Origin of the sequence: Peribacillus acanthi (genome assembly GCF_003073175.1) — a bacterium.
Lineage (GTDB): Bacteria > Bacillota > Bacilli > Bacillales > DSM-1321 > Bacillus_BN > Bacillus_BN acanthi.
This window is the reverse complement of record NZ_QBBX01000024.1, coordinates 5249-17407: the sequence shown is the minus strand read 5'-3', so window position 1 is coordinate 17407 and position 12159 is coordinate 5249. Positions and strand designations below refer to the sequence as shown.

The 12159-nt window shown below is 37.9% G+C and carries 14 protein-coding genes and 1 other annotated feature; of the genes, 9 read left to right on the top strand and 5 right to left on the bottom strand.

Annotation, left to right across the window (positions count from 1 at the left end):
• Positions 1-299, top strand: a 299-nt coding sequence (locus DBX25_RS18265) for a transposase (RefSeq protein WP_205685262.1), incomplete at its 5' end; no start/stop codon positions are given.
• Positions 300-526: 227 nt separating this feature from the next.
• Here the strand turns inward: DBX25_RS18265 and DBX25_RS18260 are convergent.
• Positions 527-1042 (bottom strand): gamma carbonic anhydrase, encoded by a 516-nt coding sequence (locus DBX25_RS18260; protein ID WP_108672214.1) that lies wholly within the window; start codon positions 1040-1042, stop codon positions 527-529.
• A gap of 146 nt (positions 1043-1188) precedes the next feature.
• Here DBX25_RS18260 and DBX25_RS18255 point away from each other — a divergent pair, with 146 nt between their 5' ends.
• Positions 1189-1992, top strand: coding sequence for an alpha/beta hydrolase (locus DBX25_RS18255; protein ID WP_108672213.1), 804 nt, complete (start codon positions 1189-1191; stop codon positions 1990-1992).
• 13 nt (positions 1993-2005) lie between these two features.
• Positions 2006-3091: a tetraprenyl-beta-curcumene synthase family protein gene (locus DBX25_RS18250; RefSeq protein ID WP_108672212.1), complete on the top strand. Its 1086-nt coding sequence runs from the start codon at positions 2006-2008 to the stop codon at positions 3089-3091.
• 42 nt (positions 3092-3133) lie between these two features.
• Here DBX25_RS18250 and DBX25_RS18245 read toward each other — a convergent pair whose 3' ends face one another.
• Both DBX25_RS18245 and DBX25_RS18240 read right to left on the bottom strand, forming a co-directional pair.
• Entirely contained in the window at positions 3134-4702 is a 1569-nt protein-coding gene (locus DBX25_RS18245; RefSeq protein WP_108672211.1) for a sodium/solute symporter, read from the bottom strand.
• Positions 4699-5055, bottom strand: coding sequence for a hypothetical protein (locus DBX25_RS18240; protein ID WP_108672210.1), 357 nt, complete (start codon positions 5053-5055; stop codon positions 4699-4701). Before DBX25_RS18240 ends, DBX25_RS18245 begins: the two co-directional genes overlap by 4 nt.
• Before the next feature lie 190 nt (positions 5056-5245).
• Here DBX25_RS18240 and DBX25_RS18235 point away from each other — a divergent pair, with 190 nt between their 5' ends.
• Positions 5246-6484, top strand: a complete 1239-nt coding sequence (locus DBX25_RS18235; protein ID WP_170110144.1) for a helix-turn-helix domain-containing protein — start codon at positions 5246-5248, stop codon at positions 6482-6484.
• Between the two features lie 39 nt (positions 6485-6523).
• Here DBX25_RS18235 and mnmM read toward each other — a convergent pair whose 3' ends face one another.
• The gene (gene mnmM, locus DBX25_RS18230; RefSeq protein WP_108672208.1) at positions 6524-7099 is read right to left on the bottom strand and encodes a tRNA 5-(aminomethyl)-2-thiouridylate-methyltransferase MnmM; all 576 of its coding nucleotides are present in this window, start codon (positions 7097-7099) and stop codon (positions 6524-6526) included.
• Between the two features lies 1 nt (position 7100).
• Positions 7101-8066 carry a tRNA modification radical SAM protein MnmL/YtqA gene (mnmL, locus tag DBX25_RS18225; protein WP_108672207.1) on the bottom strand — a complete coding sequence of 322 codons (966 nt, stop codon included), beginning with the start codon at positions 8064-8066 and terminating at the stop codon, positions 7101-7103.
• 250 nt (positions 8067-8316) lie between these two features.
• Between mnmL and DBX25_RS18220 the strand changes: the two genes are divergently transcribed.
• The 5 genes from DBX25_RS18220 to DBX25_RS21525 form a co-directional block, all read left to right on the top strand.
• Positions 8317-8580, top strand: coding sequence for a DUF2524 family protein (locus tag DBX25_RS18220; protein ID WP_108672206.1), 264 nt, complete (start codon positions 8317-8319; stop codon positions 8578-8580).
• 16 nt (positions 8581-8596) lie between these two features.
• A complete protein-coding gene (locus DBX25_RS18215; protein WP_108672205.1) occupies positions 8597-8761 on the top strand; it encodes a glycogen biosynthesis protein GlgD in 165 nt (54 codons plus the stop codon).
• A gap of 234 nt (positions 8762-8995) precedes the next feature.
• Positions 8996-9784, top strand: coding sequence for a TIGR00266 family protein (locus tag DBX25_RS18210; RefSeq protein ID WP_108672204.1), 789 nt, complete (start codon positions 8996-8998; stop codon positions 9782-9784).
• Positions 9785-10010: 226 nt separating this feature from the next.
• A complete protein-coding gene (locus tag DBX25_RS18205) occupies positions 10011-11198 on the top strand; it encodes an MDR family MFS transporter (protein ID WP_108672203.1) in 1188 nt (395 codons plus the stop codon).
• A 134-nt stretch (positions 11199-11332) separates the two neighbouring features.
• Positions 11333-11557: a binding site (T-box leader), on the top strand.
• A gap of 75 nt (positions 11558-11632) precedes the next feature.
• Positions 11633-12159 (top strand): class I tRNA ligase family protein (locus DBX25_RS21525; protein ID WP_240620412.1); only part of this gene is annotated, 527 nt, incomplete at its 3' end.

The window sequence follows — 12159 nt, the reverse complement described above, 5'->3', positions numbered from 1 at the left end:
GTCCGTTTCTATCGCAATGTACGGAAAGTAAAAACCATCAAAAACTTATACAACGTCATATTTGGGAAGCTTACTTAGAAGAGACAAAACATCTACGTCACAACGATGTAATCAAACAGATATACGCTAAACGCAAGGAGACGGTTGAACGTGTTTTTGCAGATGCGAAAGAAAAGCATGGTATTCGATGGACAACCTTACGAGGTCTCAAAAAATTGTCTATGCAGGCGATGCTTACGTTTGCTGCCATGAATGTAAAGAAAATGGCAACTTGGACTTGGCAACCTGCTAGAGTGTGAGCCAAACTAGTTGATTGGAGTGGAGGGCGATTGACTCCTGGGGGATTAGCAGGACAGGTGAGATCCCGCAGGAGCGTTAGCGACGAGGAAGCTCACCGCCTGCCCCCCGGAAAGCAAGTGCCTGGAGCGGAAATCAACGGACAACCTATATAAAATTAAAACAACAATCTATACGAATTGAGCCAAACAAATAGAATTCACTATGGAGTTACTCCATAGTGAATTCCTTATTTTTTAATCGATTTATAATATTGACCTTTTTCCGCATATTCTCTATTAATTCGGAGCATATCTTTAATATCATCCTCATTTAATTCACGAATGACTTTGGCAGGTCGACCAAATGCTAAAGTATTCGGTGGAATGACTTTTCCTTGTGGCACAAGGCTACCCGCTCCAATGAATGCTCCTTCTCCGATTTCAGCGTTGTCTAACACAATCGATCCCATTCCAATTAATGCTCCTTTTCGAACCTTGCAGCTATGCAGAATGACCTGATGGCCAATCGTGACTTCATCTTCTAAGATTAATGGGTTATTTGGGCTTTGATGGAGTACACTATTATCTTGAATATTAACTTTTTTTCCAATGATAGTTGGTGCGACATCTCCTCGTATTACTGTATTGAACCAAACGCTTGAATGCTCACCTATTTTCACGTCTCCTGTTACAACAGCATGATCGGCAATATATACAGATTCGTGAATTTCAGGTGACTTGTCTTTATAAGGATAAATGTTCATAATGTCTCCTCCTAGATTTGTATAGGTAGTATGTTAATATGATGACATAAGATAATTGCTCTTTTACAAGAATAGAATAAATTTGCATGGGAAGTAAGTGGTCAGATTAAATTATTCAAAATTTCCCCTAAACAGGAGGTCTTTGTATGTGGAAATGGGAAGCAGAAGCTGAGCCTAAAGCAGTGATCGTCATTATCCATGGTGCGATGGAGCATCATGGAAGATACAGGTGGCTTGTTGAGATGTGGAGATTAGCTGGCTATCATGTCATTATGGGTGATTTGCCTGGTCAAGGTATGACCACACGTTCTAGAAGAGGCCATATCGATTCCTTTCAAGAATACCTCGATGAAGTAAAAATATGGATAGAAGCTGCCTTAGATTATGACCTACCTGTTTTTCTCCACGGCCATAGCATGGGGGGGCTAATTTCGATTCGTCTCCTTCAAGAAGAAAATTTAAATATCAGTGGTTTGATTCTATCCTCACCGTGCCTCGGCCTAATTCATGTACCAGCTAAGCCGTTAAATGCTATGTCGTATTTATTAAATGTAGCTTGGCCGAGTTTACGTATGAATTCTGGATTGACTATCCAGATGGCTACACGTAATGACGAAGTTCGCGAAATAGATGTAAATGATTCTCTTTATATCACAAAAGTTTCCGTTCGGTGGTATCGGGAACTTGCTACAAATATTAAAGAAGCATTTGAAAAAATTCCGGAAATTGAAGATGTACCAATTTTACTTATGCAGGCTGGGGAAGATTTGATTGTGGATAAAAAGTTAGTTAGAGAATGGTTTAATTTAATCATGGTAAGTGAAAAGCAATATAAGGAATGGCCAAATCTGTATCACGAAATTTTCAATGAACCTGAAAGAGAAGATGTATTCAATTATGCTAAAGGGTTTGTAGAAACTCGTTTACGAACATTAGGTTATATTGTGTGAGAGGAGACTAGGTATGGGTATTCCGGCAACACCTATTCATTTAATGAACTCAGTTTATAAACAAATATTCCCCCTTGTTCATAGAGAGCTGCAAGTTTGGAAAGGCAAAGCGGAAAGTATTCCGAATGAAGAACTACGGAAGCAAGCATTGGCCAGTATTGAATGGAAAGATTTCCACTGTGAAGGTGGGGCAATCTTGTCATTGATTGCAGAGGAACGTAAAGCGGAAGCAATCCAGTTCATTATTGCTTATCAAACCATTAGTGACTACCTAGATAATTTATGCGATCGAAGCACATCCTTAGATCCAAAAGACTTTGAGGCATTGCACGAATCTATGTATCATGCCCTTCTTCAAGAATCCAATCCTACTAATTACTATCGTTTTCGTGAAGATCAGGATGACGGAGGTTATTTAGCGTCCTTAGTGGAAACTTGCCAGACACTTAATCGAAGTCTGTCTAATTACAAGATGATTAAAGAACCCTTAAAAGAATTGTGTGGGTACTATTGTGATTTGCAAGTACATAAGCATGTTACTAAAGATGAGCGGGTTGAGAGGTTACAAAAATGGTTTAACCGTCATGAGGACAAGCTTCCGGAGATGTCATGGTATGAGTTTTCAGCTTGTTCAGGTTCGACCTTAGGGATTTTTTGTTTAATTTCTTATGCCTTGAGATCTGACTTTAAAGAGGAATCTGTAGAAATGATCCGAAAAGGTTATTTTCCATATATTCAAGGCCTTCATATCATGCTGGATTATTTTATCGACCAAGAGGAGGACCTTGAGGGCGGTGATTTGAATTTTTGCTTCTATTATTCAAACCATGATGAAATGTTCAATAGACTATCTCATTTCATCAAAAAAGCAGATCAGTTTCTCGATTATATGCCTCATAAAAGGTTTCATCGGTTAATTCATAGAGGTCTTTTAGGATTGTATTTATCAGATGATAAAGTTGCTAAGCGTAAAGACTTAAAGAAGCTATCCAGGAAACTTATCAGACAGGGTGGAATACAGTCTATGTTTTTTTACATCAATGCTCGCTTTTATAGGAATATCAAGAAGATCATGCCTTTAAAGGTTAAAGCTAATTGACAAAAAATCCCTACGCTCGTAAGAGAGGTAGGGATTTTGATTTTATGCTGCTTCAGATTCTTTTGAGTGAACCTTTTTCATGAATTCATTTACGTCTGCCGGAACTCTTCTATCAAGTTTAGAAACGATGTAGACAGATAAGAAACCGATCGGAACTGTAATGATACCAGGAACTTTAAATTGTAGGAAGACTGGCAATGTCTGAGGCAAGAAGATCATGTACATGGAAACTGCCAATCCAATAACAAGTCCAGCGATGGCACCTTTCTCTGTCATGCCTCTCCACCAAATTCCTAAAATAAAGATTGGAGTAAATGTACTTGCCGCTACAGTAAACGCGAGTGCAACCAAGTGACCGATAGATGCTTCTTTAACCATTAAACCTAGTGCTCCGTAAAGTACACCTAGGATTAATATGGATACTTTACCTGCAACTACACGTTGTTTCTCAGTAATATTCTTTTTGAACATGGATGCATATAAGTCATGAGCTAATGCTCCAGAGCTTGCAATAAATAATCCAGAAAGGTTAGAGAAAATTGCCGCGAATGCACCTGCGATAACTAAACCAAGTAACCATTCTCCACCTAGTGCTTGAGCTGTAGATGGGATAACCATATTATTACCGCCGGCTACTAAGTCCTTCATAACTTGGTCGCTTGCATCACCCGCTAGGAAAATTGAACGACCAACTGCTCCAAGATAAACTGCGAAGAAAAAGAAAACGCTTGCAATTCCGATTGCCATTAAAGCTGATTTACGAGCTGCTTTTGCGCTAGGGTTTGTATAGAAGCGTAAAAGGATATGGGGCAATCCAATCGTACCTAATGATAGACCAATTGTCATAGAAATCGTTTGCCAGAAAGATGGGAAGTAGTTTCCAGTTCCCGTCCAAGTTTCACCATCAAATGTAACATCCTTACCGTCTAATGCAAATTGAGAAGTGTTGCTTACTGTACCAGTAAACTCATTGACAGCTGCTAAGATTTTATCATAGTGTAAACCACCATATATAGCAGCAGCTACCATTAGGATGAAGGCTCCAAGACGAATCCAAAGCTCAAGTGCTTGGTTAATCGTCGTTCCTTTCATTCCACCTACCCCAACATAAAAGACCATTACAGCACATGTAAAGATAATTCCGAATTCATAGCTAGTACCAAAAAACATACTTAAAATCTGTGCAGCTCCTAATAATTGTGGTGCCGCATAAAATCCTGAAATCGCAAGTACAACCGCTACAGCAGCAAGACGTGCCCTTTTACTATGGAAGCGGTATGCTAGAAAATCTGCGACTGTATATGCACCAAAACGGCGTAAGGGAGCTGCGACGAAAATAGCTAATAAAGTTAATCCAATTGAAAAACAGAAAGCATAGTATGCCCCGTCATAACCTAATTGGAATGTTAGACCCGCTATTCCTAGGAAGGTTGCAGCACTTAAATAATCTCCGCCGATTGCAGATCCATTTGTAAACCATCCAAAACTACGTCCACCTACGAAAAAATCAGAAGAGGTAGCATTTCTTTTAGTCAAATAAGTAATATAGACGATCGTCCCCATAAGAAGTATCGTCATCAGCATTTTAGGTTCTAAAATTGTTGCCATCATCCTAGCTTCCTCCCTTCAGGTAATTGATCAAGGCTTTGATATTTCTTAATCCGTTTTTCATAAAGGGTGGTATGGATATAAGCAATAATGAACGCCATCGCCATAGCGACAATACTTGTTAGGAACCAGGAATAGGTCATTCCACCCCACATTCTGGAAAACATAAAATCAGAAGCATACCAGTTTAAAATAGGAATAGCTAAAATAAATACATAGTAAAACAAGGTAAGTCTGAATCCTGTTTTAAACTCATCTTTCATGATTTTGGATGTTGATTCATCCAATGGTTCCAGCTCTGAAACATCAACTGTACCGGCTTCTACATAAGCGTATTCCGAGTACTCATTTGCCATGGATATTCCTCCCTTATTAGTTTTGCCTTTGTCAAAATATTTTGAAAAAGGATATTTTTACACCATTTTACGCGAGAGGAGAGATAGATACCTTACACATTATTGTCCAAAATGTATAAATATTTGCTAAATTCTAAAAATGGTGTGGTATGATGAATATGGGAATTATTGTTTTAAGGAGGATATCACTGTGCTGCACATCCAATTACAGATTAAAGATAACGGAGAAAAAGCAAAAATCATGAATTGGATTCATGAAGTATATCCTAATCGCTTTCTATTCGAGGAAGCAAAAACGAATAAAAAACCAAATGTATTTATAATGGAAATTGAAAATTTATTTGATTGGGTCAAAATACATAGATATAAGAAAAATAATAAAGATTGTATTATTTTTCCTTTATTATCCAAAGAGTGGATTCATACATCACCGATTGCGGTAGAATTGAAACTGCAATCTATGTTCATAAAACCTTTAAAACGAAATAGCTTCATTCGAACCATACGTAAAGTTGTGAAAGATGTGAACTGCCAAGAATCGAACTATAGTGATATTTATAAGGAAATCGAAGAACAAAAATCCCTTCATGGGTTTAATGTCCCTTTTCAAGAAGCCTTTTTAAGGAGACTTTTAAGAGGGGAAATCTATAATGAACAAGAAGTTGTACAAGCTAGATCATTTTTGACAGATATTGAGATTCCGAATTGTGTTGTATTTATCCAAGGATTTGTTTGTGATCCGGATAGGGAGAAGGTAGAGGGATGGCAAGCTACCAGCATTATACAAAGAACTTTTCAGGTGCATTTCACTAAGCTTGTGGGTTCCACTTCCTATATTTCATTTAGGAGACATTTATTGATGCTTCTAAGAGTGCCTGGGGTTCATACCCATTTCCAGGATTGGGTGGATGGGGAAAATGCTCTTTTACAAATTATCCATGTCCTTAAAGAAGAGTATGGAATACAACTTTACATAGGGGTCGGGTCCATTTACCAGGATTCATTAAAACTTCACCTCTCGTATCGCGAAGCAATTAAAGCAAGAAGAACACCTCCATTGAACCGACTACAATTACGATATTATGACGATTTCACAAAAAACGAACAAATCCAAAAGGTCATTGAGTATATCAAATGTAATTTCATGAAGGAAATTACCATTTCAGAAGCAGCTGGACTTGCTAATTTTAGTCCTACTTACTTTAGTCGATTATTCAAAAAGGAAACAGGAAGAAGTTTTGTTGAGTTTGTGACCTTCATTAGGTTACAAAGGGCAATTTGGATGTTGCGTCATACAAATCATACGATTGAACAAATTTCAGATGATTTAGGGTTCAATACACCCAATTACTTTAGCAGTATTTTTAAGAAATATGCAGGATTAGCCCCAAGTGATTATAGGGCTACAAAAGAAATTTTATTCCATTAAAAAAAGAGGTGCACTGACCCCTCTTCAAAACCACACTACCTACCCTCTTTTTTCAATTGCAACGATAAAAGGAGGGTTATTTTTTTGATTCAAGAAACTATAATTCAACACGTGGGCTAAATCTTGCGGCAAAGATGCTACATATTTAAGAAGTTCTTCTTTCTCCTTTGCTCCCTGTTCATGACCATGGTAAATTACAAGTACAATGATCCCTTCTGGTGCCATAATTTCAAGTAGTTGCTCTATCGCTTGAATAGTCGTGTTTGCATGGGTAGCTATAGCTTTATCTCCACCCGGTAAATAGCCTAAGTTAAAGATGGCACCAGTAACCTTACCATGTAATTCTTGGGGCACAAAGTCCATTACATGTTCATGGCCTTGTTGGATTAATGTTGCACGATGGGCTAGTTGATTTTCTTCCAATTTTAATTTTGTATTATGAATGGCTTGTTCTTGAATATCAAACGAGAAAACTTTTCCAGATTCTCCTACTAGCTTTGACAAAAATAAAGTATCGTGACCATTTCCAGCTGTAGCATCAACAGCAATGTCTCCTTCATTCACTGCTTCATGTAATAATTCTCGAGCAAAAGGTAGAATTCGCTGAAGTTTCATATTATACCTCCACTCGCATATTATAAAATTTTCCTTGCCAACTATTACGTCGTTTTAGTTCGGCATCGATTCCATTTAATACTTCCCATTTATTGACGCTCCACATCGGTCCAATCATTAAATCAATCGGGCCGTCTCCTGTAATTCGGTGCACAATCATCTCAGGAGGTAAAATTTCTAGTTGGTCGCATACTAAGCGTACGTAATCTTCATAAGTAAGGAATTCAAGCATGCCTTTTTCGTATTGTTTTACCATAGGAGTGCCTTTTAATAAGTGAAGAAGATGGATTTTAATCCCTTGTACATCTAATTTGGCAACTTCTCTAGCTGTTTCCATCATCATTTCAGGAGACTCCAAAGGTAAGCCATTGATGATATGTGAACAAATTCGGATATTATGCTTGCGCAACTTTTTGACACCTTCGACATAGGTTTGGTAATCATGGGCCCTGTTAATCAATAAAGCAGTTCTTTCATGTACGGTCTGTAGTCCAAGCTCAACCCATAAATAAGTCCGCTGATTTAATTCGGCCAAATACTCTACCACATCATCGGGCAGGCAATCTGGTCTAGTAGCGATAGATATACCTACAACACCTTCTTGTTTTAAAACAGCCTCGAATTTTTCTCGTAAAACTTCAACAGGCGCATGTGTATTTGTATAGGCTTGGAAATAAGCCATGTATTTTCCGTCTTTCCACTTTAAATGCATTTTATCTTTTATATCAGTAAATTGTTTTTCTAAGTCATATGCACGGTTACCGGCAAAATCACCTGATCCAGCTGCACTGCAGAATGTACATCCACCAAATGCTACAGTGCCATCACGGTTGGGGCAGTCAAAGCCTCCATCCAAAGCAATTTTAAATACTTTATGTCCAAATTCGTTTCTTAAATGATAATTCCAAGTATGGTATCGTTTGTTGTCACTTGCATAAGCAAACGGATTTGTAACAGTACTTTTCAAAGGTATAACCTCCCTTTTTATCTTCCGCGCGGTTTTCTAAGCATAACGTCTATTTTATCATGAACCAGAACTTGCTACCAATAGCATATTGTTGGTCTGACACAGAGTTTTTTCCTTACTTTCCATCTTTATTTTCAATAAGAACAATCTTAATTAGGCAAGATAATAGGGATGGTTGGTCAAATCATCACAATGGTTTTCAAACGTTTGTTTAATCTTGGATGATGAATGTGATGCAGGAGGGCGAAAAATGGCTACTAGAGAATCTGTAGAAAATTTAATGCAGAACTGTGAGGATGTAATCCGAATCGCTCAGGGGCAATATATAGAAGGATCGAAACAAGAACATTACAATGATGATCAATTCTTGCAAGGACAACAACTTCTAGAAACAGCCATTTATGAAATTCAAAAAATGAATGATAGCTGTAATGATCAACAACGTGAACAATTAGCTCGAATGAAAATGCAGCTTATGCAATTACAAAGCGACATGTCTCATTTGAAACATTAATTCCGGGAGGTCCATCATGAAGAAAAGATCAAAACAAAATAATCCTGAACAAAAAACAAGAAACGGAATCAATAATCAAGACGTGGAGCTTGGCAAAGATTATGATCCTGTGAAAGAAGCAAAAAAGAGATATGAGCAATCAGGTGGCCAGCCGATAAAATCTAAGCAACGTCAAGAATAATTGTGAAATGGGTCATTCGAATTTCTCGGATGACCCATTTATGATTAAAGGATAAAAGGGAGTTTCGAAAAGTTGGGAATAAAGTGTCTGAAGTCGGGAAAATAGTCTTTTAAGTCGGGATTATATAAGCTTTTATGAAAAGTCGGGAAGACATCAAATATTAATTAAAGTAGCATTTCATAGGAGGCTATTTTACAATAAGAGTATTCTAAAAATTCAAATGGAGGTTTCATTATGAACAACCATGAAATTGATTATAAAATTTACGGCGATGATATGCAGTTTGTAGAAGTGGAATTAGATCCTAAAGAAACAGTCGTAGCAGAAGCAGGTAGTTTAATGATGATGGAAGATCATATACATATGGAAACTATTTTTGGCGATGGCTCTCAAGGCGGCGGAGGCTTGATGGGGAAGTTATTTAGCGCTGGTAAAAGGGTGTTAACTGGTGAAAGCCTCTTCATGACTACCTTCACGAACAATGGGCATGAAAAAAAGCATGTTTCTTTCGCTTCACCGTATCCAGGGAAAATCATACCGATGGATCTTAGCGAATTAGGGGGCAAAATCATTTGTCAAAAGGATGCTTTTTTGGCAGCAGCAAAGGGAGTTTCGGTTGGGGTTGAATTCCAACGTAAGATTGGCGCAGGTTTCTTCGGTGGGGAAGGATTCATCATGCAGAAGCTTGAAGGCGATGGAATGGCCTTTGTTCATGCAGGAGGAACTATCATTAAAAAGGAATTGGCTCCGGGTAAACTGCTACGTGTCGACACTGGATGTCTTGTTGCAATGACAAGCGGCGTAGATTATAACATTGAAATGGTCAAAGGTGTTAAAACTGCTTTATTTGGAGGAGAAGGCTTATTCTTCGCAACCTTACGTGGCCCAGGTACGGTATGGATACAGTCCTTACCATTCAGCCGCTTGGCTAGCAGAGTGTTTGCGGCAATGCCAGCTGGCGGTGGAACAAAAGACGAAGGAAGCATTGCTCGCGGAATTTTTGATATGTTTAACGGAGATTGATTATACAAACCCTAGCGATTTTAAGGCTAGGGTTTTTCTTTTTTATATGGATTTGTTTATTAATTTTTCGTACATTGGCAAAAGGAATTCTAGTGATGAATCGGAACTAACATTTATTTGAATATTCATGAAAAACTTACTATTTCAATAGATACAGAATTCCGTTGCAACTTTTACTACCGCCACATACAATTATTTTGGCACTCGAAATAGGAGGAGGGTAAATATGCCGAAAAATCTGTGGCTTATTGTAATCGGTATGGTTGTAAATGTTACTGGAGCTTCGTTTTTATGGCCGTTGAATACGATTTATCTACATAATGAGTTAGGGAAATCTCTCTCTGTCGCAGGTTTTGTTCTGTTGCTCAACTCATTTGCGAGTGTATTTGGAAACCTAATCGGTGGGACTTTATATGATAAAGTTGGAGGCTATAAATCAATACTGACAGGAATTCTTATAACGTTGATTGCATTAATCGGGTTATGTTTTTTCCATGATTGGCCTTTTTATGTCATTTTTTTAACCATCATTGGATTCGGTTCTGGTATTGTGTTTCCAGCGATTTATGCTCTAGCTGGAGCTGTTTGGCCCGAAGGTGGAAGAAGAACTTTCAACGCTGTTTATGTTGCACAAAACTTAGGGGTAGCGATTGGATCTGCATTAGGTGGTTTAATTGCTAGTTACTCTTTTACTTATATATTCATTGGGAATACACTGATGTATGTGATTTTCTTCGCTCTAGTTGTATTTGGTTTTAAAAATATGGGTCGAAATTATGCACAATCCGTTAATATCATGACAGAAGGAAAACCGATAAAAAACAAGTCCATATTAACTTCTATTCTTATCTTATGCACAGGTTATCTACTATGCTGGGTAGGTTATGTACAATGGCAAACGACCATTGCTAGTTATACACAGGACATTGGCATTACATTAAAGCAATATAGCTTTTTATGGACAATTAATGGGGCTTTAATTGTATTAGGTCAACCGATTGTGAATAAATTAGTGAACAAGTTTGCAAAGAATTTAAAGAAACAAATCATGATTGGTTTAGTAATTTTTATCGGCTCTTTTGCGGTTGCTTCATTTGCGGGCAATTTTGCAGGCTTCCTAACCGCTATGGTGATACTGACCATCGGGGAAATGTTTGTTTGGCCAGCAGTTCCAACGATTGCGAATGAATTGTCTCCTAAAGGGAGAGAAGGTTTTTACCAAGGTCTTGTCAATAGTACGGCTACTGCAGGTAGAATGATTGGTCCTTTACTTGGTGGATTCATTGTAGATTGGTATGGGATGCAAATGATGTTTGCGATCTTCATGATTTTGTTCGTTCTAGCTATGGGAACAACAATGATTTATGATCGAGCATTAAAGCGAGAAAAAACTGCGTATGAGCAGGCTTCCTAAAAATTTTTATTATTTGTAACAAAAAAGGCTGACTGTACATACTATTAGAAAAAAGTAATAGTATAATGGTTAGCCTTCTTGCTTTTTTATTGGGAATTGACTAGAATAACGTTATAATGAACTGATTAACTATTAAAAAGGCTTTGATAAGGAGTAGTAACTGTTAGAACCCGTTTTAGAGAGTTGGCGTTTGGTGCAAGCCAACCGGGATTGATGGTGAACTCGCCTTTGAGCTGCAGGCATGAAGAACAGTAGTGTCTGACGTTTTGTCTACGTTACGGATGAACGAGCGGGGTGCATTTTTTGCGCCAACTAGGGTGGTACCGCGGGAGAATACATACAAACCTCTCGTCCCTTTTTTAGGGATGAGGGGTTTTTCTATTTCTCATTCCTAATTCGGTTCAAGGAACAATTTGAATGTAGGAGGAAGATGTATGAGTTTCAATCATCAAAACATTGAAAAGAAGTGGCAGCAATATTGGGAAACGAATAAAACGTTTAAAACATCAGAAGAAAAAGGTAAACAAAAATTTTATGCATTGGATATGTTCCCGTATCCTTCAGGAGCTGGGCTTCATGTAGGACATCCAGAAGGATATACTGCCACCGATATCCTTTCTCGTATGAAACGTATGCAAGGATATAATGTTTTACATCCAATGGGTTGGGACGCTTTTGGTTTACCAGCAGAACAATATGCTTTAGATACAGGAAATGATCCAGCTGAATTCACGGAGCAAAATATTAATACATTCCGTCGTCAAATTAAGGCATTAGGCTTTTCTTACGATTGGGACCGTGAAGTGAATACAACCGACCCTAGTTATTACAAATGGACACAATGGATATTCACAAAATTGTATGAAAAAGGTTTAGCCTATGTAGATGAAGTACCAGTAAACTGGTGTCCGGCTCTAGGAACAGTTTTAGCTAACGAAGAAGTCATCGATGGCAAAAGTGA

Excerpts from the sequence above, each read along its gene's own strand:
- DBX25_RS18260 (WP_108672214.1), bottom strand. The coding sequence starts at position 1,042 with ATGAACATTTATCCTTATAAAGACAAGTCACCTGAAATTCACGAATCT.
- DBX25_RS18215 (WP_108672205.1), top strand. The coding sequence starts at position 8,597 with ATGAAGAAAAGATCAAAACAAAATAATCCTGAACAAAAAACAAGAAAC.
- DBX25_RS18220 (WP_108672206.1), top strand. The coding sequence starts at position 8,317 with ATGGCTACTAGAGAATCTGTAGAAAATTTAATGCAGAACTGTGAGGAT.
- mnmM (WP_108672208.1), bottom strand. The coding sequence starts at position 7,099 with ATGAAACTTCAGCGAATTCTACCTTTTGCTCGAGAATTATTACATGAA.
- DBX25_RS18210 (WP_108672204.1), top strand. The coding sequence starts at position 8,996 with ATGAACAACCATGAAATTGATTATAAAATTTACGGCGATGATATGCAG.
- DBX25_RS18255 (WP_108672213.1), top strand. The coding sequence starts at position 1,189 with ATGTGGAAATGGGAAGCAGAAGCTGAGCCTAAAGCAGTGATCGTCATT.
- DBX25_RS18240 (WP_108672210.1), bottom strand. The coding sequence starts at position 5,055 with ATGGCAAATGAGTACTCGGAATACGCTTATGTAGAAGCCGGTACAGTT.
- DBX25_RS18205 (WP_108672203.1), top strand. The coding sequence starts at position 10,011 with ATGCCGAAAAATCTGTGGCTTATTGTAATCGGTATGGTTGTAAATGTT.
- DBX25_RS18245 (WP_108672211.1), bottom strand. The coding sequence starts at position 4,702 with ATGATGGCAACAATTTTAGAACCTAAAATGCTGATGACGATACTTCTT.
- DBX25_RS18250 (WP_108672212.1), top strand. The coding sequence starts at position 2,006 with ATGGGTATTCCGGCAACACCTATTCATTTAATGAACTCAGTTTATAAA.